This is a genomic window from Sporofaciens sp. St.21A7 (assembly GCF_059728535.1).
In genome coordinates, this window is sequence record NZ_BAAGFN010000001.1 from 1565391 (window position 1) to 1587079 (window position 21689).

Consider the following 21689-nt stretch of genomic DNA (forward strand, 5'->3'; position numbering starts at 1 on the left):
AGTATGGGTGTAACGTGGACGAAGGAACAGCAGCAGGTCATTGACGTAAGAGACAGGAATATCCTGGTGTCGGCTGCGGCAGGTTCGGGAAAGACGGCTGTCTTAGTGGAGCGTATTATCTCGATGCTGACCAGGGACGCCGAGCCTGTAGATGTGGACCGTCTGCTGATTGTGACATTTACCGAGGCTGCGGCTGCGGAGATGAAGGAAAGAATCCGGGGGGCAATCGAGAAGAAACTTATGGAATGCCCGGACAATGAACATCTGAAACAACAGGCGACGCTGATACATAATGCCCGGATTACGACCATCCACAGTTTTTGTCTGTCTGTCGTGAAGGACCATTTTCATGCCATTGATATAGACCCGGGATTCCGTACCGGGGAGGAAGGAGAACTGAAACTGCTGCGCCAGGAGGTGCTTGGGGAGGTGCTGGAGGAGAAGTACAGCCAGAAAAGCCAGCGGTTCCTTGATTTTTCACTGGCGTATGGAAACGGGCGGGACGATAAGAAGATTGAGGAGCTGATTCTGAAAATCTATGAATTCTCCCGCAGTTACCCGAGTCCGGAAGAATGGATTCGCAGATGCATGGATGCGTACCGTCCCGACAGCATAGAAGAACTAGAAGCCAGCGAATCCGTGCGTCTGGCGATGGAACATACTATGGAGTATCTGCGGGAAGCCGACGGCCTGCTTACGGCAGGGCTTGCCATTTGTCAGGAAGCCGACGGACCGACGGCATATGAGCCGACGCTTCTTGGCGACCAGCAGATGATAGAGGGGCTGCTTGCAGCCGGTTCTTTCGAGAAAATGGCAAAAGCCATGGCGGGCGTTTCCTGGGTGCGCCTTGCCGCCAACCGGGATAAGACCGTGGACGGGGAGAAGGCGGCAATGGTTAAGGCGATCCGGGATGAGGTCAAGGAGATTGTGAAAGATTTAGCGGGGCAGTATTTTTACCAGAGCGCGGAAGGAATGCTTAGTGACCTTAGGGCGTGCCGGCCGGCCATGGAAGAGCTTGCCGAGCTGGTACTGCTGTTCTCGGCGCGCTTCGAGGAAAAGAAGCGCAGCCAGAATATGATTGATTTCTCGGATATGGAGCAGTATGCGCTAAGGATTCTGGCCGAGAAGACGGCGGAGGGGTTCCGTCCTTCGGCGGTGGCGCGGGAGTATCAGGAGCAGTTTCAGGAGATTATGATAGACGAGTATCAGGACAGTAACTTGATACAGGAGACGATTCTTACCAGTATCTCCACCGTGTCTTCGGGGCGTTATAATATTTTCATGGTGGGGGATGTGAAGCAGAGCATTTATCGGTTCCGCCTCTCAAGGCCAGAGCTTTTCATGGAGAAATTCCATACTTATGAAACTGCCTGCGAAGCGGACAGCCATACGGAAGACCGGGAGAATGGATGCTTGAAACAGAGGATTGACCTGCACAAGAATTTCCGCAGCCGGAAAGAAGTCCTGGACAGCGTGAATTTTATTTTCCGGCAGATTATGACCCAGAAGCTTGGCGGGATTGCCTATGACGACCAGGCGGCGCTTTATGTGGGGGCGGACTATCAAGAGGGGGAACATCTCGAAACAGAGGTCCTGGTCATAGACAGTGACCTTCCGGAATGGGAGGATGAGCCGGAAAATCTGGGAGTAGACGGCGAGTCGGCGGGAAAGCCGGATAAAGGCCGGGAATCCGTGGCATCTGCGAAAATGACCGACCGGGAGCTTGAGGCGCGGGGGATTGCCTCAAGGATACGGGAACTGAAAGAGCGGCATCAGGTTATAGATAAGAAGACTGGAAAGTTCCGCCCTGTCCGGTACTCGGACATCGTGATTCTCACAAGAAGTATCAGAGGATTTGCCGACGTGTTTACGGAGGTGTTGAACCGGGAAGGGATTCCCGCATATGCAGGGACGCGGGAAGGATATTTTGAGGCCCAGGAGATTGGCGTGCTGCTGGACTATCTGCGCATCCTTGACAATCAGCAGCAGGATATCCCGTTAGCGGCGGTGCTTGCCTCCTCCTTTTGCAGAATGACGGAAGAGGAACTTGCGAAGGTCAGGAGTGAATACCGGGAATTCCCGTTCTGTAAGGCGGTGGCCTGTTACCGGGCAGAGGGGAGCGACCCGAAGATTCAGAGAAAACTGGAGGAATGCCTGGGACAGATGGAGGCGTTCCGCAGAATCGTGCCCTATACGCCGATTCATGAACTTCTGTGGAGGATTCTGGAAGAAACAGGATACGGAGACTATGTTTCTGCTTTGCCGGGAGGTGAGCAGCGGCAGGCGAACCTTAACATGCTGGTGGAGAAAGCGAGAGCCTTTGAATCCACCAGTTACAAGGGGTTGTTCCATTTCGTGCGCTATGTGGAGCAGCTCAAGAAGTATGATGTGGACTACGGGGAGGCAAGTATCGAGGACGAACAGGCGGATACTGTGCGTATTATGACCATCCATAAGAGCAAAGGACTTGAGTTCCCTGTCGTGTTCGTGGCAGGTATGGGGAAACGGTTCAACATGCAGGACGTAAGGAGCAGCGTAGTCCTCCATGCCAGGATGGGCGTGGGCTTGGATGCCGTTGACATTGAGAAGCGGACGAAGAGTCCCAGCATCGTCAAGAAGGCAATGCAGAAAGAAGAGGCGTTAGACAGCTTAGGAGAAGAACTGCGTGTATTGTACGTCGCATTTACCCGGGCGAAAGAGAAGCTGATTATTACCGGGACAATCTCGAATCTGGAAAAGAAACTGGCAGGATATGAGCTTGCCGGCGGGCAGAAGGAGGAGGCTCTGCCTTTCGGCCGTCTGAGTAAGGCCAATACCTACTGGGACTGGCTTCTTCCGGCGCTGGTACAGATTCCGGAGGATGTGCCAATCGTAAAGAAAATACTGACCTTCGAGGATATCGTGCGGGAACAGGTAGAGGAAGAGACGGCAGGGCGCATCACGAAGGCCATGTTGGAGCAGTGGGATACGGAAACCGTCTATGAGTCGGCGATGCACGAGACGCTGAAGGAGCAGTTTTCCTACTGTTACCCCTATACAGGAAGCCGGCGCCAAAAGCTGAAGTTCACGGTGTCCGAGCTAAAGAAACGAACATACCTGCTGGAAACGGCAGGGGAAGAGCTTGGAGAGTTCGGGGAAATGCCCTACGAAGAGCCGGATGTGGTTCCCTTGGTTCCTAAATTCCTCCAGGAAGAAGAGGAACTGACAGGGGCGTCCCGGGGTACGGCATACCACAGGCTGATGGAGCTTCTGGATTTTTCACGGGAGTATGACAAAGACAGCCTTTTGTCGGCTGTTGGTATCTTTACCGAAGAGGGGAAGATGAACCAGGACATGGCGGAATGTATCCATATAGAGGATATCCTTGGATTCCTGAAAAGCCCGGCAGGACGGCGGATGAAGGAGGCGGCGAGGGCAGGGAGGCTGTGGAAGGAGCAGCCCTTTGTCCTTGGCGTTGACGCAAGGGAGATTTATCCCGATGAGCAGGAAGGCGAGCAGATTCTGGTACAGGGAATCATCGACGTGTATTTTGAGGAAGAAGACGGCCTGGTGGTGTTAGACTATAAGACGGATAAGATTTTCCGGGCAGAGGAACTTGCGGAGAAATATCACGCCCAGCTTGATTATTATGGCAAGGCGTTGGAGCAGATGACGTTAAAGAAGGTAAAAGAGAAGATTCTCTATTCCTTTACGCTTAGGAAAGAGATTGGAGTTTAGGAATGATATGGGTAGGATGTGTCTGGCTAATCGCGGCGAATATGGCAGGATTCTTGCTATTTGGCTATGACAAACGTTGTGCCGTGAGACATAAATGGAGAGTGCCGGAGAAGACTTTGTTTCTGGCTGCCCTTCTTGGAGGGAGTGTTGGGAGTTATGCAGGGATGCATCTGTTCCGGCATAAGACCCGGCATTGGAAGTTCCGGGCAGGGATTCCGTTTCTTATGCTGCTGCAATGTGCGTTAGTCTTATGGATATTAAGAGTTGATTTGAATATTTAGTGGAAGAAGAAAAGGAGGGAAGCTTATGAAATATTCAGAAAACCCGGACAAACAGTATCATATCCAGGTGGGAAAAGGCGACGTGGGGAGATACGTAATCCTCCCGGGAGATCCCAAGCGCTGTGCGAAAATCGCAAAGTATTTCGACGATGCGAAGCTGGTTGCGGACAGCCGTGAATACGTCACCTATACAGGATATTTAGACGGTGTAATGGTAAGTGTGACGTCAACCGGGATTGGAGGCCCGTCTACAGCAATCGCCATGGAAGAACTGGTGATGTCAGGGGCGGATACATTTATCCGGATCGGAACCTGCGGCGGCATGCAGACAGAGGTTAAGAGCGGCGACGTGGTGATTGCCAGCGGGGCGGTACGGATGGAAGGAACCAGCCGGGAGTATGCGCCTTTGGAGTTCCCGGCGGTTGCGGATATCCGTATTACGAATGCGCTGATGGATACTGCCAGGGAACTTGCGGCGGATTATCATGTAGGGGTGGTACAGTGCAAAGATTCCTTCTACGGGCAGCATTCCCCGGAAACCAAGCCGGTCAGTTATGAATTGCTGAACAAATGGGAAGCGTGGAAACGGTTAGGCTGTCTGGCATCGGAGATGGAGTCGGCAGCGCTGTTTGTTGTCGCAAGCCATCTGCGCGTCAGGGCCGGTGCATGTTTCCTTGTGGTGGCGAACCAGGAGCGGGAGAAAGAGGGGCTTGACAACCCTGTGGTCCACGATACGGACAGGGCGGTCCGGGTGGCAGTGGGCGCGCTGAAAAAAATGATTGCCAGAGATAAGGAGGAGGGCAATGCCAGAAACTGAAATACAAGAATTGATTGGAACTGCCATAGGCCAGCTTGCGTATTCTTATGCGCCGTATTCCGGTTTCCGGGTCGGCGCAGCCCTTCTGGCGCAAAACGGCAGGGTTTACACTGGCTGTAATATTGAGAACGCAGCGTACGGCCCGTCAAACTGTGCCGAGAGGACGGCATTTTTTAAGGCGGTCAGCGAGGGCGTGCGACAATTCCGGGCAATCTGCGTTGTGGGGGGACCCGGGGAAAGGCTCGATGCATACACCCCTCCTTGCGGCGTCTGCCGGCAGGTGATGATGGAGTTCTGCCAGCCGGAGGAATTTGAGATTATCCTGGCTACAGGAATCAAAGACTATAAGGTCTATACATTGAAGGAATTGCTGCCGCAGGGGTTTGGACCGGGGAATCTGAGTAAGGAGAGTGAGGAAAATGGACCGGGAAATATTGAAATATGTTGACCATACGTTACTGTCCCAGACGGCGACCTGGGAGGAAATAAAGGAGATCCTGGATGACGCTGTGAAATATGGGGCAGCCTCTGCCTGCATTCCTGCCGCATATGTAAAGCAGGCGGCAGAATATGTGGGGGAGAAGCTGCCTGTCTGTACGGTAATCGGGTTTCCCAACGGCTACAGTACGAAAGAAGCGAAAGTATTTGAGGCGAAAGACGCGATTGAAAAGGGTGCGTCGGAGATTGATATGGTGGTAAATATCGGCTTTTTGAAGGATCGGCGGTACGGTGAGGTGGAGGACGAGATCCGCGCCGTGAAGGAGGCATGTGGAGAACGGATCTTGAAAGTGATTATTGAGACATGCCTTCTGACGGAGGAAGAGAAAATTAAGATGTGCGAGATCGTCACAAGCGCAGGGGCGGATTTTATCAAGACGTCTACCGGATTTTCTACGGCGGGAGCCACATTTGCGGATGTGGAGCTCATGAAGAAGCATGTCGGGGAAAAAGTCGGGGTGAAAGCGGCAGGGGGAATCTCGTCTTTTGCGGATGCACAGGAATTTGTGAGGCTTGGGGCCCGGAGGCTTGGGACTAGCAGGCTGGTCAAGATTCTGAAAGGATAGATTCAAATTATTTGATGGGGTGAATTGAAAATAGACAGGAGTTATGTTAAAATCAAGAGAGTGAAAAAGGGCTGCAAAGTCGGCAGATAAAGGAGGTTTTCATAATATGGAACAATACAAGCAGGAATTCATAGAATTTATGGTAGAATCCGATGTATTAAAATTTGGTGAATTTACTTTAAAGAGCGGAAGGAAGTCTCCATTCTTCATGAACGCCGGCGCATACGTAACCGGCACACAGCTTCGCAGGCTGGGGGAATATTATGCGAAGGCAATTCATGACAATTACGGTCTTGATTTTGACGTGCTGTTCGGACCTGCATACAAAGGAATTCCATTAAGCGTGGCAGCGACGATGGCAATCAGTGAATTATACGGCAAGGACATCCGCTATTGTTCCAACCGCAAGGAAGTAAAGGATCACGGGGACACCGGCATTCTTCTTGGAAGTAAGTTACAGGACGGGGACAGAGTCGTAATCATTGAGGATGTGACCACATCCGGCAAGTCTATTGAAGAGACATTTCCGATTTTGAAGGCTCAGGGCAGCATAGAAATAAAGGGATTGATGGTATCCTTAAACCGTATGGAAGTCGGCAAGGGCGGCGAAAAGTGCGCGCTGGATGAGATTACGGATTTGTATGGTTTCCCGGCAAGGGCAATCGTGTCCATGGACGAGGTAGTAGAATATCTCTATAACCGAGAATGTCAGGGAAGAATTATGATCGATGATACATTAAAAACAGCAATCGACGCATATTATAAAACATATGGCGTAAGATAGGCGGTACATGCAGGAGGGGAAATCTATGAATGAAAAGGCATATAAGGCGATGAATTTTGCCGGAATATCAAGTATCGTGGTGGGTATCATCGTGGCAGTCGTAGGAGTTACGGCAGGAGTCATTACAATCGTGGGCGGCGCACGCCTGATGAAGGAGAAGCGGGGGCTTACTTTTTGAGCCGGAACCAGCGTAATCGAAGAATCCGTTTTTTCGGGAAAATATTATTTGTATTGTATATTGCATTCATTATCTATTTCCTAATATTTTCAGACTGGTACGGACGGACGGGAGAGATGGAGGACTACCACTATAATCTCGTGCTTTTTAAGGAGATTAAGAGGTTCTGGAACTATCGGGATAAGGTCGGGATGTTCGCCATGTTCACGAATTTATTTGGAAATGTAATTATCTTTATGCCGTTTGGCTTCTTTATGCCTATGGCAAGCAAGTACAGGAGTTTCTTTTCCACAGTTTTCTATAGTTTTGGGCTGAGCCTGTGTGTGGAGACGTTTCAGCTGATTACGAAGGTAGGCAGCTTCGACGTGGATGACCTTCTGCTGAATACCATAGGAGGGCTTGCCGGCTACGTCATGTTCGTGGTCTGTGCGGCAGTAAGGAGAAGATATGTTAATAGGAAAAAAGATCGTTACAGAAGAAGATAGGGCAAAAGCGCTGGCGAAAGCCAGAGAGAAGCAGCGGAAAAGAATCACGAAGTACGGGCAGGCAAAGCCACGCCATGCGAGGAAGGGAATCTATTCCTGCTGCTATGCTTTTGTGGTTCTTCTTCTGTTGTTTTTGATGGTTTCCATCTCCTACCGTGAGAAGGGCGAGATTGGCATGCTGCTTGGGTTCGTAGGCCTCGGGACGATTGCGCTTGCGGGAATCGGAACATGGCTTGGAAACCGGGGAATGAAGGAAAGAGAGAAGAATTACATAACCTGTAAGATAGGGATTGGAATTAATATGGCTGTGCTGTTGGGTCTTGTGGCAATTTTTATCCGGGGATTCGTACGGTAGGCGGCGCTCTTAGACGGCGGCGAAAAAAAGGAGTCAGGGCGAAATAAATAGATAATAGGTTGACAAAAATGTGAGAAGGAGGTTCGTGGGATGATAGACGAAAGATACGGATTGGCTGTCGGAAGAATCCGTGAGATGAAGGATGAGGATACGGTAGAAGCCTCGTTTCAGGAGTTTTTCCGGAAGATGGCGGAGTTTGTATTGATGATTGATGAGGTCAAGACGTTGGTCGAAGACGGACAATACGGGAATTTGGAGCTTGGGGAGCTTGAAAGGTGGAATCACCGTCTGTATCAGGATATTCTGCCGGAAGCATACGGGTCAAGTTTTGCGAATCCGGCTTACGCCGTCAGGGAGTTCGGCGAGGAGTACGGGCAGATTTTGAGTTTCCTCTATACGGAACTTCGAGGGAGCATTGCATACGTATTTGAGCAGAAAACAGAATATCTAGATATTCTGTTTGAACTTCTGATTGAGATTTATAACCAGTTCGAGGAGGGAAAACCGGAGATTGGCAGGATTCGGGACTGTATTTATTGGTATGCCAGCGATTACTGTGATGTTTTTGCGGCGGACAAGGTCCGCGCACTGATTGACCCGGCAGAATCCTTTGCCGTGGACATCGTTATGAAATGCGATTTGGACGACTTGCGTTACCTGTATCAGTTCGGGGAATATATCAGTGAGAATGAGTTGCGTACCGCAAAGCATCTCAGGGAGCTTCCGGAGGATACCATCCGGAAGATGGCAGACGTTTATACGGAAGGCTACCGGGAGGGATTCGTCAATACGGGAAAAGACCTGTCGAAGAAGGAAGTGGTAGAAATCCGCTATGTGCTTGGGTTCGAGCGTGTGCTCAGGCAGGCAATCCAAAACTTCGGGGAGATGGGATTAAAGCCGGTGCTTTACCGTTCCGGGGTCAGTGTCCTTACAAAACAGGGACATTTGAAGACGGGATATTACGGCGCAATTGCCAATAAGCAGTACGAGTACGACCATCGGAACGATCAGGCCTTGTTTTTGGATAAGAAGTTCATGGAACGGAAACTAGAAGTCATACAGACGACCTACGAGCATTATAAGGATATGGCATGCAAATACGCAGGGCCGGCATGTATTGAGATGTTCGGCGAGGAGCCCTTTAGCCCGGAACAGAAAGACGAAGTGCTAAAGCTCACCAAGAAACAGGAGGAGCTTATGCTTCAGCTTTCCAGCCGGCAGAGCCAGATTACGGATCAGTATATCCCCGGGGATGAACGAAGTTTTACGATTATCTCCTATCCGGTGCCTGAGATTGGGGAACAGTATGAGGAGATTTTTGACGAGATTATCCGCATCAATACGCTGGACGCCAAGATTTACGGGAAGGTGCAGCAGAGAATCATCGACGTGCTTGACCAGGGAGAATACGTCCATATTCTCGGCGGGAACGGCAACCGGACGGACTTGAAGGTCAAGATTCATGAGCTGAAAAATCCGGAAAAGGAGACTGCGTTTGAAAATTGTGTGGCGGATGTGAATATCCCTGTGGGCGAAGTGTTTACGTCTCCGGTACTGGAGGGGACCAATGGGGTTCTGCATGTCAGCAAGGTATATCTGCATGAACTGCAATATCGGGATCTTGAGATCACATTTGTTGATGGGATGATAAAGGACTACCGATGCGGTAATTTTGATGAGGAAGACAAGAACAAGGAGTATATTTACGAAAATATCCTTCATAAGCATCCGACCTTGGCTCTGGGTGAGTTCGCGATCGGCACAAACACCACGGCTTATGTGGCGGCGAAGAAATACGGGATTGAGGACAAGCTGACAATATTGATTGCCGAGAAGATGGGCCCTCATTTTGCAGTGGGGGATACCTGCTATAGTTGGAGCGAGGATGTCAGGGTGTATAACCCGGATGGGAAGGAGATTGTGGCGAAGGATAATTCGGTTTCCATCCTGCGCAAAGAGGATGTGTCGAAAGCCTACTACCAGTGCCATACAGACATCACGATTCCTTATGAGGAATTGAAGCGGATTGCCGTAGTCACCAGGGATGGGCGTGAGATTGTTCTTCTTGAAGACGGAAGGTTTGTGCTAGAAGGTACTGAGATTCTGAACGAGCCGTTTCAATAGTAAGTAAAAGTATGTAAACAGTAATGGACGCGGATTTTAATTTAGAGAAAGGATGAAAAGGAAATGCCAGGAGTAGGAATTGTAATGGGCAGCGACTCAGACTTAAAGGTCATGAGCAAAGCTGCGGCGATGTTGGAAAAATTGGGGGTTGATTATGAGATGACCATCATCTCAGCACACCGTGAGCCGGACGTATTTTTTGAGTGGGCGAAAGCGGCGGAAGGAAAAGGGATGAAGGTGATTATCGCAGGCGCGGGTATGGCGGCGCATCTGCCGGGGATGTGTGCGGCATTGTTCCCGATGCCGGTGGTGGGCGTTCCGATGTCCGGAAAGAACCTCGGAGGGGAAGACGCATTGTTTTCCATCGTTCAGATGCCTCCGGGAATCCCTGTGGCGACGGTGGCCATTGACGGAGGTATGAACGCGGCGATTTTGGCGGCGAAGATTCTTGCGACGTCTGATGAGGAATTGCTGAATCGGCTGAAGGATTATTCCAGAGAGATGAAGGAGACGGTTCAGGCAAAAGCGGCGAAGTTAGACGAGATTGGGTATGAAGCGTATTTAGGATAACCTGTGGTTTGTGGGACAAAGTTTATTTCAGAAGTATGATACAGTCAGGAAAAAGGAGAGGCGGATATGGATTACAAGAACGCGGGAGTGGATATTGAAGCTGGTTACAAGTCAGTGGAATTAATGAAGAAGCATGTAAAGGAAACGATGCGCCCCGAAGTGTTAGGCGGTCTTGGCGGATTTGCAGGCGCATTTGATTTGAGCGGAATCAAGAAGATGGACGAGCCAGTACTTCTGTCGGGGACGGACGGATGCGGGACGAAGGTGAAACTTGCGTTTATTATGGACAAGCACGATACCATCGGGATTGACGCGGTGGCAATGTGTGTAAACGATATTGCCTGTTCGGGAGGCGAGCCGTTATTCTTTTTAGATTATATTGCATGCGGAAAGAATTATCCTGAGAAGATTGCGTCAATCGTAAGCGGCGTGGCGGAAGGCTGCAAGCAGTCCGGCTGCGCTCTGGTGGGCGGTGAGACTGCGGAACACCCAGGGCTTATGCAGGAGGAAGAATACGACCTTGCCGGGTTCGCCGTTGGTGTGGCGGACAAGAAGGAGATTATTAACGGTGAAAATATAAGACCGGGAGACGTGTTGGTGGGCTTGGCGTCAAGCGGCGTCCACAGTAACGGATTCTCTCTTGTCCGTAAGGTATTTGAGATGTCAAAGGAATCACTGGATACATATTATGAGGAATTAGGCAGAACCTTAGGCGAGGCCCTCCTTGAGCCTACGAGAATCTACGTGAAAGCGTTAAAGGCAATAAAGGACAGCGGCGTGAAGGTCAAGGGATGCAGCCATATTACAGGCGGCGGTTTCTATGAAAATATTCCAAGGATGCTGCCGGAGGGCGTAAGGGCAGTCGTTGAGAAGGACAGCTATGAAGTACCTGCAATTTTCAGGCTTCTGGCAAAGAAGGGCGAGATTGCGGAAGAGATGATGTACAACACGTTTAACATGGGTCTTGGGATGGTGGTTGCCGTAGATGCCGCCGACGTGGAGCAAACCATGGCGGCAATTAAGTCGGCAGGCGAGCAGGCGTATGTTGTAGGGCGTATTGAGCAAGGAGATAAGGGAGTTGCGTTATGCTAGAAGTATTGATACTTGTATCAGGAGGCGGAACGAACCTCCAGGCGATCATAGATGCTGTGGATAGCGGTGTGGTTACGAATACCCGGATTGCGGGAGTCATCAGCAACAATAAGAACGCTTATGCTTTGGAGCGCGCAGAAAAACATGGGATTGCAAACCTGTGTGTCTCTCCTAAGGATTATTCGTCGCGGGAGGAATTCAATGAAAAATTTATGGACACCGTGGATGGGTTCCGGCCGGATTTGATTGTCCTGGCAGGTTTCCTTGTCGTGATTCCCCCGGCTATGATTGAAAAATACAGGGAACGGATGATTAATATTCATCCTTCCCTGATTCCCGCTTTCTGCGGGAAGGGGTTCTATGGGCTGAAAGTACACGAGGCGGCTTTGGCGCGGGGGGTCAAGGTAGTGGGGGCTACCGTGCATTTTGTGGATGAAGGGACGGATACCGGACCGATTATCCTCCAGAAGGCCGTGGAGGTGGAACAAGGGGACACGCCGGAAGTTTTACAGAAGCGTGTGATGGAACAGGCAGAGTGGAAGATTCTGCCCCGGGCGATTGATTTGATTGCCAATGGGAAAGTGGAAGTACGGAATGGGGCGGTTTATGTTCTTTCATAGCCCCGTCTGTGTAAGAGGAAGTTTAGATGAAGCGTAGGAAAATATTGCTGGCTGCTGCAGGGGTTATTTGCGGGGTATTTTGGGTTGCCCATGTTGCAAGATTGTCAGTTGCAGCAATTCATGTGTACATTCAATCAGAGCAGATGAATTCAGCGGGAGAGATAGAGTGAAGAATATAGAAATGGAGGGAATCAGAAGATGAATGTGTTGATTGTCGGCAGCGGCGGCAGGGAACATGCGATTGCCTATTGTGCGGCGAAGAGCGAGAAGGCAGATAAGATTTACTGTACGCCTGGGAATGCCGGGATTGCGGAGTATGCCGAATGTGCTCCTATCGGCGCCATGGAATTTGATAAAATCGTAGCGTTTGCAAAGGAAAAGGAAGTAGAGCTTGTAATCGTAGGCATGGACGACCCGTTGGTAGGCGGGCTGGTAGACGAGTTAGAGGCGGCAGGAATCCGTACATTTGGCCCAAGGAAGAATGCGGCGGTTTTGGAGGGCTCGAAAGCATTTTCCAAAGACCTGATGAAAAAATACGGGATTCCAACGGCGGCATACGAGAATTTTACCGATGCAGATAAGGCGCTTGCATATCTTGAGACGGCAAAATTCCCTATCGTACTCAAAGCTGACGGGCTGGCTCTTGGAAAAGGCGTCCTGATTTGTAACACGCTGGAAGAAGCGAAGGAGGGCGTTAGGACCATCATGCTGGACAAGAAGTTCGGGGATGCGGGAAACGAGATGGTAATCGAAGAATTCATGACGGGGCGGGAGGTGTCCGTGCTGTCCTTCGTGGATGGGAATACCATCAAGACTATGGCCTCTGCACAGGACCATAAGCGTGCGAAAGATGGGGATAAAGGCCTTAACACCGGGGGGATGGGGACATTTTCTCCAAGCCCGTTCTATACGGAAGAAGTGGAAGATTTCTGTAACAAATATATTTATCAGGCAACCGTAGATGCGATGAAGGCAGAGGGAAGGCCCTTTAAGGGCGTGATTTTCTTCGGGCTGATGCTGACGGAGGAAGGTCCTAAGGTGCTGGAATATAATGCAAGGTTCGGAGACCCGGAGGCTCAGGTCGTCCTGCCGAGGATGAAGAATGATATCATCGAAGTGGCGGAGGCATGTATTGACGGGACGCTTGACCAGATTGACCTTGAGTTCGAGGACAATGCAGCGGTATGCGTGGTTCTTGCAAGCGACGGTTATCCGTTGGCTTATGACAAGGGGCTCCCGATTACCGGGCTTGAGGAATTCAAGAAGCAAGAGGGATATTACTGTTTCCATGCGGGGACGAAATTTGAGGGAGAGCAGATTGTGACCAACGGCGGGCGTGTGCTTGGCGTTACGGCAAAAGGCAAAGATCTGAAAGAAGCCAGAGCTAATGCGTATGCGGCGACGGAGTGGGTAAAATTTGACAATAAATATATGCGTCATGATATCGGGAAGGCGATTGATGAGGCGTAAAGAATTAAGGGGATGCCGGAAATTACCGGCGTCCCCTATTTTTCGGTTAGTATATCCCTAATTTATCCAGATATTTATCTATCTTCTTCAACCGCTTCTCAATCCCATTTACCTTATGGCTGATGGTATCAAGCAATATCTCGGCCACAAACTGTGGGCCGATTAAAGAATTAAAAAATGCATTGCTGTCAACCGGAACCGTAATCAGTACCGTCGCATACTGTGCAAGCAAGGCGCTTGGTTTATCTGTAATCACGACGATTCTTGCCCCTGCTTCTTTGGCCATCTCCGTCGTCACCCGGTCTAAGGAAGAATACCGCGGAAAACTGAAAACAACCAGGCAGTCGTCTTTCGTAATGTTGCACATATGGTCAATGGGGCTTAGGGCAGCCGTGTTGGTGCAGGTCACATGGGGCAGGATATGTTTCAGGTACAGGAGAAAAAAGTCTCCAAGGCAGGCGTTGCCCCGGGAAGCAGCGATGTACTTACGCTTTCCTGCAACGATGACGTCGGCGGCCTCCTCAAATGCGTCTAATGTATTGGTGGTAAATAAGGTTTCCAGATTTTGGATAGCGTTCTTAAAATGCCGGTTGATGTAGTCTGAATTACGTTCAAGCTTCGCCCGTTTGGCAACCCGCTGGGCAGGCACGGTAATCGTGTTGGATATGCTGAGAACCTTGTCCTGATATTCCTTGCGCAGCATCTTCTGAAAATCCATGAACCCGCTAAAACCTAAAGACCTGCTGAACCTGATGACCGAGGATTCGCTGACGTTCAGCTTCAAGGCAATCTCGGTAGACGTCATAAAACAGGCGTCGGCGGAATGATCCAGGATATATTTGGCTATCATTTTCTGGGTCTTTGTCAGATTGGCATTATGAATTAATTCGCTCAGTTCGCTCATAGAGTACCTCCGAAGTTTTCATGTCATATAATGATTTAAGCATGAATGAAGAAAATATGCAAGAAAAATTGTAGATACAATTTTAAATTTTGAAGTATAATTAAATAATTCTGTGAAAAAAATAACTTTTATTGAATAATGTAAGGACTTGTGGTAGTATTATTGAAAAGAAAAAAGAATAATATTATTCATAATGATGTATATATGAATAATATTATTCATCCCAAATGAAATGTTCGGATACATTATTATGGTATGGAGGTCAAGGAAGATGAAGGTTGGAAGTGTCAGGGAGATTAAGAACAATGAGTTCCGGGTAGGGATGATACCCGACAATGTGAAGAGTTATGTGAATGCAGGGCACGAAGTTTATATTGAGAAGGGAGCCGGTAACGGTTCCGGATTTACGGACGCAGAGTATGAAGCGGCGGGCGCGACAATGCTTGATACGGCGAAAGAAGTATGGGATACGGTAGAGATGATGGTCAAGGTCAAGGAACCGCTTCCGGACGAGTATCCGTTGTTCCATGAGGGGCTGATTTTATATACCTATCTGCACCTTGCTGCAGACCGTCCGCAGACAGACGCCCTCCTTGCCTCTAAGGTGAAGGGTGTTGCTTATGAGACTTTGATGGATAGAAACGGCAGTCTCCCCCTTCTTGCGCCTATGAGCCAGATTGCCGGACGTCTCAGCGTACAGGAAGGCGCGAAGTACCTTGAGAAAATCTACGGCGGGGAAGGGGTACTCCTTGCGGGTGTACCGGGAACGCCTAAGGCGAATGTGGTCATCCTTGGGGGAGGTTCTGTGGGAACCAATGCCTGTAAGATTGCAGTGGGCATGGGGGCGAATGTAACGATTCTAGACGTGAATCTCCAGAGGCTTGCATATCTGGACGATATTTTCGGGGCAAGGATTCAGACTCTTGCATCCAACGACGCCAACATTGAGAAGTCCGTGAAAGAGGCTGACCTTGTAATCGGGTCTGTCCTGATTCCGGGGAAGGCTGCGCCTAAGCTATTCAAGAAAAAATATTTAAAAGAGATGAAGCCGGGCGCGGTGTTTGTGGATGTTGCCGTTGACCAGGGCGGGTGCGGCGAGACGACGCGGATGACTTACCATGACGACCCGATTTATATTGTAGACGGCATTGTCCATTATTGTGTCGGCAATATGCCGGGCGCAGTTCCGCGGACGTCTACGATTGCGTTAACCAATGCTACTTTGAGTTACGGGCTGCAAATCGCCGGCAAGGGACTTGAACAGGCTTGTAAGGAGAACGAGGTGATTTATTCCGCGATTAACACATACGACGGAAAGCTGACCTGCAAGAATGTGGCGGATAGTTTTGAAGGGTATGAGTACGTGGATGTGAAAAGTGCAGCAGGTTGCTGATGTTGAACGGTATATGATAAATGTGTCAATCTAATGTTCGGGCATATTTGAAAGGTGGTTTTTTTGCAGACCAGAAAACCATTTTCGGATATGCCCGAAAATTTTTGCCGTGATATGTTTATTTTTTCCATAAAAATGTTAAAATATAGGCATTAAATCGTATAAAGCAAGATGGAATGGGAGACTATCATGGAACTTGAAATAAGTATTGAAGATTTGCTCAAAAGGGAAAAAATAGAATCAGACCGTATTGAATTCAAGTCAGGCTGGAACCCGGATGATATTTATCGCAGTGTATGTGCATTTGCCAATGATTATAACAACAAAGGCGGTGGATATATTATTATTGGTGTTGCTGAAAAGAATGGCGTTGCGCAAAGACCAGTACAGGGAATACCGGAAAATGAATTAGATAAGATACAGAAGGAAATGCTAGGATATAATAATTCTATGGCTCCAACATATTTCCCTAAGGTAAGTACGACGCAGGTGGATGGGAAATGGATATTAATTATTGTTGCGAGGGCAGGACAGCAAAGACCTTATAAAGTACCAGAGTACGTTACAAGTAAAAAGGGTAAGAAATATAATTATTATATTCGTTATCTGACCAATTCGGTAAAAGCCAATCAGGAGCAGGAAAGAGAGCTTATTAACATGGCAGACCAGACGCCGTTCGATTGCAGGGCTAATCATAAGGCAACATTTGATGATATTTCACCGATTCTGTTAGAAGACCATTTGCGCAAGACAGGAAGTAAATTATCTAGACAAGTCAGGGAACGGGGAGTAGAAGCTATATTGGAAGATTTACAGTTATTGGAAGGACCTTTGGAGCAAAGATATATTCAAAATGTTGCATTGATGATGTTCTGTGACTATCCGGAAAAGTTCTTTCGATATACTTATGTGCAAATGACTTCATTTCCAAAGGGAAGTGTAGAAAATCCTAGTTTGAGTGAGGATTTCCCGAATATTACAGGGTCGGTTCCACAGATGATAAAAGGAACAATGGAGCGGTTTAGAAATATATTTATTCGGGAGAAAGTCATAAAAATTCATGGGCAGATGGAGGCGCTTAGAATTGTGAACTATCCATATCAGGCGATTGAAGAAGCTGTGGTCAATGCATTTTATCATAGAGACTATATGTCCTGCGAACCAGTGACAATAGAGATAGAGCCTGATTGTGTAAATATTATGAACTTTCCGGGAATTGACAGATCGATTTCGGAGAAAACCATAGCTGAAGGAAAAAGATTTGTGTCAAGATATTATCGGAATCGAAGACTGGGAGAATTTTTAAAGGAATTAGAGTTATCGGAAGGTCATTCTACCGGGATACCGACAATTCAAGAGGAGCTGAAAAGGAACGGTTCGCCAAGAGCAGAATTTTTTACAGATGAAGAAAGAAGAGCAATGCGTATCAGGATACCAATTCATCCTGCATTTTTAGAAAAATCGGCGATTGAGGCAGAAAATCCGGCGGTTGAGGCAGAAAAATCGGCGGTGGAGATAGAAAAGTCGGCGATTGGAATAGAAAAATCGGCGATTGAGATTATAAAATCGGCGGTTGAAAATCAAAGATATAGCGAACCGACGCGAAATAACATTTTAAAGATATACGATGCCTTAGAAAAGGAGCAGGTATTTGGGGCTGCCGAAATTAAGGAAATATTGGGATGTTCGGATTCAACAGCCAGAGCAATACTGATGAAAATGAGGGATGATATGGAGATTATAGTTACAGTGACAGGTCAAGGAAAAGGAAAATATCGATTCGCATAGGGAGAAAAAAGATAGACATATTGGAGGTGGTCTGCATGTCCGTAATTTTCCACATAGATGTGAATTCTGCATATCTTAGTTGGACGGCAGTAGAGGAATTAAAGAATGGTAAGAAGCGAGATCTGCGTCAGATTCCCGCAATTATCGGCGGCGACCAGAAGACAAGGCACGGCGTTGTGCTGGCGAAGTCCATTCCGGCAAAGAAATACGGCATCCACACAGGCGAGCCGGTGGCCAATGCGTTCCGCAAATGCCCTAGTCTTGTGACTGCGCCGCCTGACCACAAGCTGTACAGGAGGTACAGCGACAGGCTGATGGAATTTCTGCAAAGCTATACCCCGGTCATAGAACAGGTAAGTGTGGACGAGTGTTATATGGATTTTTCCGAAAATGTGAAGGATTATCATTCTCCGGTAGAAGGCGCTATGGAAATCAAGAACGAGGTATACCGAAGATTTGGGTTCACGGTAAATGTGGGCATTTCCAGTAATAAACTCTTGGCAAAGATGGCCTCGGATTTTGAAAAGCCCAATAAAGTACATACCTTGTTTCCGGAGGAGATACCGGTGAAAATGTGGCCGTTACCTGTGGCAGAGCTTTATATGGCCGGTAATTCCAGCGTGGAGATCTTGCGGAAGCTGGGAATATTCACAATCGGGGAACTTGCCCGTATGGAGCCAAAACTTCTGGAACTGCATCTAAAGAGCCACGGAAGGCGGCTGTGGGAGTTTGCCAATGGCATCGGCGATGCGGTGGTAGAGCCGGAACCTGCGGAAGCGAAAGGAATCGGCAATTCTATCACTCTTTCCAAGGATGCCGCTACGGAGGAGGAGGCAAAGGAAGTATTGAAAATGCTTGCCGCCAGCGTAGGCAGGCGGCTCCGTGATGCCGGACAGAAGGCAAAGATGCTGAGCGTAGAGATTAAATACTATAATTTTGAGAGTGTTTCCCATCAGAAACAGCTTGATAGAGGGACGAACCGGGACGAGGAGATTTATGAGGAAGCAGTCCAGTTGTTCCGGGAACTTTGGGACAAGAATCCAATCCGGCTGTTAGGGATACGCAGTTCTAAATTGGCGGAGGAAGATGAGCCGGAACAGATGACGATTTTTGACCCACAGTTTCGGTATGACCCTAAGAGGGAGAAGACGAGAATGCTCGACCAGGCATTAGAGAAAGTGCGTATGAAATACGGGGAAGGGATTGTTACAAGAGGGAGATGAATTTTTTGAAAATCAATAAAAACAAACAAATCATTTTATGGATTTTGCTATTGGCGACCGTTTTCAGGCTGTTTTTATCTTGGAAGATTCCGGTGGCGTATTTTACAGAGCAAGCGTATGACGATCAATTAATGTATAATCATGCGGTTTATATTTCTGATTTTAAATGGTTGGGGAGATATTCCCATACAACACTGATCAAAAGCATTTCCTATCCGTTTTTTGTTGCGATCTGCCATTGGCTGTCGCTTCCCTATTCTATCGGACTGGGATTACTGAACATCATTTCTGCTTATGTTTTTATAAAGGCGGTCGATAAATTAATACCTTCACTGAAAGGAAAAGCGGTGATTTATTTATTGATGATATATTCCCCGGCAGGATTTGATTATTTGATTGCCCAGAGAACCTATCAACCGGCAGTAGTACCATATGGCACTATCTTGGTTTTTTCATGTGTGATTGCTGTTTTTCTAAGAAGGAATGAAGATAGTTTCAAAAAATGGGCAATCGGCGGTGCATTTTGTTTGCCTTGTTTTTATTATATCAGGGATGATTCCCTATGGATTCTGCCCTTTGTCTGCGTAGTGCTGTTTGTTACAATCGGTTGTATCATCTATAAAAACAGGCGTATAACAAAAGAAGTGGTGAAAAGGGGGCTGTTGGTCTTGCTTCCGTTATTTTCGCTTGCATTTGTCACCCTTGGGTTGTGTACCGTAAACTATTTTTGCTATAAAGAATTTGTGACAAGCGAACGGACAAATTCTGAATTTGCCGAAATGATGAAGCGGCTGTATGTGATAGAAGACGACGCTCCGTTAGACGTGTGGTGCTCGAATCATGCAATCAGAAAAGCAATGGATGTTAGCCCAACATTAAAATCGATTGAGAAAGAGATGCTGAATCAACAAAATAGCTGGAGTGACGGTACCGGTGAGGATATGCGTGGAGATTTGCCAATGTGGGTCGTTCGTTCTGCATTAAATGAGGCAGGATATTTTGTAGACGCAAGGGTAATGAATGATTTCTGCGGGCAGATCACAAAAGAGCTGGATAAGGCTTTTGAAGACGGATTGTTAGACGGAGATGACCGGATACATTTAAGTTGTGTTCAGGTACAGGATGAATATATAGAAAATGGAAAATATCTAAAGGACTTTGTGAAATATCTAAAAGGGATTGCCACATATCAATGCTCAATGCCAAAGATATGTGAGGAGAGTTTAAGTACGGGCGACGTCTACTCAATCAGATGCTGGGAGGCGCTTTTTCATAGTTTCACGGTGTATCCTGATGTGGTTCATGAGAATGGGGCGATCGTAAAAGATCCGGTTTCTTCGTCAAATTATGTGATTGAAAAGATTGTCGGTGCGATATTTAGCGTCTATCAAAAAGTAAGTCCGCTTGTCAGCATTATAGCAGCCGTTGGATTCCTATTTATGACGATATTTTTATTTCATAATAGAAATCATTTGGAGATGTGGTTATTCGTTTTAGGAGTCCTTATGTCTGCAATTTTGTATATCGCTGCGGTCGATTTATTTACAAGCTGGTTTGCGAAAGATATGGAACCTTTTATTTATATGTATCTTGCCGGGGCGTACCCGTTAATCCAAATTGCAAAATATTTGTCGATATATCAGAGCGTCCTTATAATCAAAGAATTTCATTGTCCGTTAAAGTATATTCAAGGGCACCCCGTAATGCATGCCCTACGGGCAGGCGGACTTCGTCCAACAAAGTATACCCAAGGGCACCCCGTAATGCATGCCCTACGGGCAGGCGGACTTCGTCCAACAAAGTATAGGAGAGAGAATGGATAAAATTGCTGTAATCATACCATGTTACAATGAAGGTGTAACAATCGAAAAAGTAATTAAAGATTTTAAGAATATATTGCCGGAAGCGGCCATTTATGTATATGATAACAATTCTACCGACGGAACGGACAAAAAAGCAAAAGAAGCCGGGGCGATCGTCAGATATGAATACAGGCAGGGAAAAGGGAATGTGATAAGGAGTATGTTTCGGGACATAGATGCACAGTGCTATCTGATGGTCGATGGGGACGATACCTATCCTGCTGAATCCGCGCCTGAAATGGTAGAACTTGTCTTAAAGAAAGGCGTAGATATGGTGATTGGGGATCGTTTGTCTTCTACGTATTTTACAGAGAACAAAAGACGGTTTCATAATTTTGGCAACCGGATCGTCAGGAATTTGATAAATTGGCTGTTTCACAGTAATATAAAGGATATTATGACAGGATATAGAGCCTTCAGTTATCTATTTGTGAAAAGTTTTCCTATCTTATCAAAAGGATTTGAAATCGAAACGGAAATGACGATTCATGCCCTGGATAAGAATTTTTTGTTAGAAGAAATGGCGGTCTGTTACAGAGATAGGTCGGAGGGCAGTGAATCGAAACTGAATACCGTGAGTGACGGGATAAAAGTTCTAAAGACAATCGCTACGTTATTTCGGGATTATAAGCCGTTAGTATTTTTTTCGGTTGTATCTGCAGTGTGTAACCTTGCGGCTTTGGGTTTATTTTTGCCAGTATTGCTGGAATATTTTGCAACGGGATACGTGTTTCGATTTCCGACCTTGATTGTATCGGGTGTATTGGCTACGATAGGGATATTAATGTGGATATGCGGTCTGATACTCCATGTCGTTGTAAAAAAACATCGTCAATTGTATGAATTGTTCTTGAATCAATTAAAAAGTGAAAAGAAAGAGTAGAAAGCTCTTTCTTTTTATGTTATAGTATGCCTAGAACAAAAGAAGCAGACATAAATCAGACATAGAAGAATAGGTGATA

Annotated in this window: 21 protein-coding genes; 20 read left to right on the forward strand and 1 reads right to left on the reverse strand. The window is 47.5% G+C overall.

What is annotated here, in order from left to right; translation table 11 throughout:
- Positions 1-3: 3 nt before the first annotated feature.
- The 15 genes from addA to purD all read left to right on the forward strand — a co-directional run bounded on the left by addA (position 4) and on the right by purD (position 13557).
- Positions 4-3717, forward strand: a complete 3714-nt coding sequence (addA, locus tag AC6I3O_RS07830) for a helicase-exonuclease AddAB subunit AddA (RefSeq protein WP_497850388.1) — start codon at positions 4-6, stop codon at positions 3715-3717.
- Between the two features lie 2 nt (positions 3718-3719).
- On the forward strand, positions 3720-3998 hold the full coding sequence (locus AC6I3O_RS07835; RefSeq protein WP_497850389.1) for a DUF1294 domain-containing protein: 279 nt from the start codon (positions 3720-3722) through the stop codon (positions 3996-3998).
- 25 nt (positions 3999-4023) lie between these two features.
- A complete protein-coding gene (gene udp / locus AC6I3O_RS07840) occupies positions 4024-4815 on the forward strand; it encodes a uridine phosphorylase (RefSeq protein ID WP_497850390.1) in 792 nt (263 codons plus the stop codon).
- The gene (locus AC6I3O_RS07845) at positions 4802-5263 is read left to right on the forward strand and encodes a cytidine deaminase (protein ID WP_497850391.1); all 462 of its coding nucleotides are present in this window, start codon (positions 4802-4804) and stop codon (positions 5261-5263) included. The genes udp and AC6I3O_RS07845 overlap by 14 nt, the downstream gene beginning before the upstream one ends.
- Positions 5235-5879, forward strand: a complete 645-nt coding sequence (gene deoC, locus AC6I3O_RS07850) for a deoxyribose-phosphate aldolase (protein ID WP_497850392.1) — start codon at positions 5235-5237, stop codon at positions 5877-5879. Before AC6I3O_RS07845 ends, deoC begins: the two co-directional genes overlap by 29 nt.
- Before the next feature lie 106 nt (positions 5880-5985).
- Entirely contained in the window at positions 5986-6663 is a 678-nt protein-coding gene (pyrE, locus tag AC6I3O_RS07855) for an orotate phosphoribosyltransferase (protein ID WP_497850393.1), read from the forward strand.
- A gap of 25 nt (positions 6664-6688) precedes the next feature.
- A complete protein-coding gene (locus AC6I3O_RS07860) occupies positions 6689-6841 on the forward strand; it encodes a hypothetical protein (RefSeq protein WP_497850394.1) in 153 nt (50 codons plus the stop codon).
- A complete protein-coding gene (locus AC6I3O_RS07865; RefSeq protein WP_497850395.1) occupies positions 6838-7326 on the forward strand; it encodes a VanZ family protein in 489 nt (162 codons plus the stop codon). The genes AC6I3O_RS07860 and AC6I3O_RS07865 overlap by 4 nt, the downstream gene beginning before the upstream one ends.
- Positions 7289-7681: a DUF6142 family protein gene (locus AC6I3O_RS07870; RefSeq protein WP_497850396.1), complete on the forward strand. Its 393-nt coding sequence runs from the start codon at positions 7289-7291 to the stop codon at positions 7679-7681. Before AC6I3O_RS07865 ends, AC6I3O_RS07870 begins: the two co-directional genes overlap by 38 nt.
- Before the next feature lie 90 nt (positions 7682-7771).
- Positions 7772-9805: an aminopeptidase gene (locus AC6I3O_RS07875; RefSeq protein ID WP_497850397.1), complete on the forward strand. Its 2034-nt coding sequence runs from the start codon at positions 7772-7774 to the stop codon at positions 9803-9805.
- A gap of 63 nt (positions 9806-9868) precedes the next feature.
- Positions 9869-10375, forward strand: coding sequence for a 5-(carboxyamino)imidazole ribonucleotide mutase (purE, locus tag AC6I3O_RS07880; RefSeq protein WP_497850398.1), 507 nt, complete (start codon positions 9869-9871; stop codon positions 10373-10375).
- A 66-nt stretch (positions 10376-10441) separates the two neighbouring features.
- The gene (gene purM / locus AC6I3O_RS07885) at positions 10442-11467 is read left to right on the forward strand and encodes a phosphoribosylformylglycinamidine cyclo-ligase (RefSeq protein ID WP_497850399.1); all 1026 of its coding nucleotides are present in this window, start codon (positions 10442-10444) and stop codon (positions 11465-11467) included.
- Positions 11461-12087, forward strand: coding sequence for a phosphoribosylglycinamide formyltransferase (purN, locus tag AC6I3O_RS07890; protein WP_497850400.1), 627 nt, complete (start codon positions 11461-11463; stop codon positions 12085-12087). Before purM ends, purN begins: the two co-directional genes overlap by 7 nt.
- A gap of 26 nt (positions 12088-12113) precedes the next feature.
- A complete protein-coding gene (locus tag AC6I3O_RS07895) occupies positions 12114-12257 on the forward strand; it encodes a hypothetical protein (protein ID WP_497850401.1) in 144 nt (47 codons plus the stop codon).
- A 28-nt stretch (positions 12258-12285) separates the two neighbouring features.
- Positions 12286-13557 (forward strand): phosphoribosylamine--glycine ligase, encoded by a 1272-nt coding sequence (gene purD, locus AC6I3O_RS07900; RefSeq protein WP_497850402.1) that lies wholly within the window; start codon positions 12286-12288, stop codon positions 13555-13557.
- 46 nt (positions 13558-13603) lie between these two features.
- Here purD and AC6I3O_RS07905 read toward each other — a convergent pair whose 3' ends face one another.
- Positions 13604-14461, reverse strand: a complete 858-nt coding sequence (locus AC6I3O_RS07905) for a MurR/RpiR family transcriptional regulator (protein WP_497850403.1) — start codon at positions 14459-14461, stop codon at positions 13604-13606.
- A gap of 271 nt (positions 14462-14732) precedes the next feature.
- On the opposite strand from AC6I3O_RS07905, the gene ald reads away from it, so the two are divergent.
- The 5 genes from ald to AC6I3O_RS07930 all read left to right on the forward strand — a co-directional run bounded on the left by ald (position 14733) and on the right by AC6I3O_RS07930 (position 21610).
- Positions 14733-15854 carry an alanine dehydrogenase gene (gene ald / locus AC6I3O_RS07910; protein ID WP_497850404.1) on the forward strand — a complete coding sequence of 374 codons (1122 nt, stop codon included), beginning with the start codon at positions 14733-14735 and terminating at the stop codon, positions 15852-15854.
- A gap of 189 nt (positions 15855-16043) precedes the next feature.
- Positions 16044-17642, forward strand: a complete 1599-nt coding sequence (locus tag AC6I3O_RS07915) for an RNA/DNA-binding domain-containing protein (protein WP_497850405.1) — start codon at positions 16044-16046, stop codon at positions 17640-17642.
- Between the two features lie 35 nt (positions 17643-17677).
- Complete coding sequence (locus AC6I3O_RS07920) at positions 17678-18865, forward strand: Y-family DNA polymerase (protein WP_497850406.1); 1188 nt, start codon at positions 17678-17680, stop codon at positions 18863-18865.
- A 5-nt stretch (positions 18866-18870) separates the two neighbouring features.
- Positions 18871-20688: a hypothetical protein gene (locus tag AC6I3O_RS07925; protein WP_497850407.1), complete on the forward strand. Its 1818-nt coding sequence runs from the start codon at positions 18871-18873 to the stop codon at positions 20686-20688.
- Positions 20681-21610 (forward strand): glycosyltransferase family 2 protein, encoded by a 930-nt coding sequence (locus AC6I3O_RS07930; RefSeq protein WP_497850408.1) that lies wholly within the window; start codon positions 20681-20683, stop codon positions 21608-21610. Before AC6I3O_RS07925 ends, AC6I3O_RS07930 begins: the two co-directional genes overlap by 8 nt.
- The last annotated feature ends 79 nt before the right edge of the window (positions 21611-21689 follow it).

What these genes read in the sequence shown, in the direction of transcription:
- addA (WP_497850388.1), top strand. Translation starts at nt 4, where the DNA reads ATGGGTGTAACGTGGACGAAGGAACAGCAGCAGGTCATTGACGTAAGA.
- AC6I3O_RS07835 (WP_497850389.1), top strand. Translation starts at nt 3,720, where the DNA reads ATGATATGGGTAGGATGTGTCTGGCTAATCGCGGCGAATATGGCAGGA.
- udp (WP_497850390.1), top strand. Translation starts at nt 4,024, where the DNA reads ATGAAATATTCAGAAAACCCGGACAAACAGTATCATATCCAGGTGGGA.
- AC6I3O_RS07845 (WP_497850391.1), top strand. Translation starts at nt 4,802, where the DNA reads ATGCCAGAAACTGAAATACAAGAATTGATTGGAACTGCCATAGGCCAG.
- deoC (WP_497850392.1), top strand. Translation starts at nt 5,235, where the DNA reads ATGGACCGGGAAATATTGAAATATGTTGACCATACGTTACTGTCCCAG.
- pyrE (WP_497850393.1), top strand. Translation starts at nt 5,986, where the DNA reads ATGGAACAATACAAGCAGGAATTCATAGAATTTATGGTAGAATCCGAT.
- AC6I3O_RS07860 (WP_497850394.1), top strand. Translation starts at nt 6,689, where the DNA reads ATGAATGAAAAGGCATATAAGGCGATGAATTTTGCCGGAATATCAAGT.
- AC6I3O_RS07870 (WP_497850396.1), top strand. Translation starts at nt 7,289, where the DNA reads ATGTTAATAGGAAAAAAGATCGTTACAGAAGAAGATAGGGCAAAAGCG.
- AC6I3O_RS07875 (WP_497850397.1), top strand. Translation starts at nt 7,772, where the DNA reads ATGATAGACGAAAGATACGGATTGGCTGTCGGAAGAATCCGTGAGATG.
- purE (WP_497850398.1), top strand. Translation starts at nt 9,869, where the DNA reads ATGCCAGGAGTAGGAATTGTAATGGGCAGCGACTCAGACTTAAAGGTC.
- purM (WP_497850399.1), top strand. Translation starts at nt 10,442, where the DNA reads ATGGATTACAAGAACGCGGGAGTGGATATTGAAGCTGGTTACAAGTCA.
- purN (WP_497850400.1), top strand. Translation starts at nt 11,461, where the DNA reads ATGCTAGAAGTATTGATACTTGTATCAGGAGGCGGAACGAACCTCCAG.
- AC6I3O_RS07895 (WP_497850401.1), top strand. Translation starts at nt 12,114, where the DNA reads ATGAAGCGTAGGAAAATATTGCTGGCTGCTGCAGGGGTTATTTGCGGG.
- purD (WP_497850402.1), top strand. Translation starts at nt 12,286, where the DNA reads ATGAATGTGTTGATTGTCGGCAGCGGCGGCAGGGAACATGCGATTGCC.
- AC6I3O_RS07905 (WP_497850403.1), bottom strand. Translation starts at nt 14,461, where the DNA reads ATGAGCGAACTGAGCGAATTAATTCATAATGCCAATCTGACAAAGACC.
- ald (WP_497850404.1), top strand. Translation starts at nt 14,733, where the DNA reads ATGAAGGTTGGAAGTGTCAGGGAGATTAAGAACAATGAGTTCCGGGTA.
- AC6I3O_RS07915 (WP_497850405.1), top strand. Translation starts at nt 16,044, where the DNA reads ATGGAACTTGAAATAAGTATTGAAGATTTGCTCAAAAGGGAAAAAATA.
- AC6I3O_RS07920 (WP_497850406.1), top strand. Translation starts at nt 17,678, where the DNA reads ATGTCCGTAATTTTCCACATAGATGTGAATTCTGCATATCTTAGTTGG.
- AC6I3O_RS07930 (WP_497850408.1), top strand. Translation starts at nt 20,681, where the DNA reads ATGGATAAAATTGCTGTAATCATACCATGTTACAATGAAGGTGTAACA.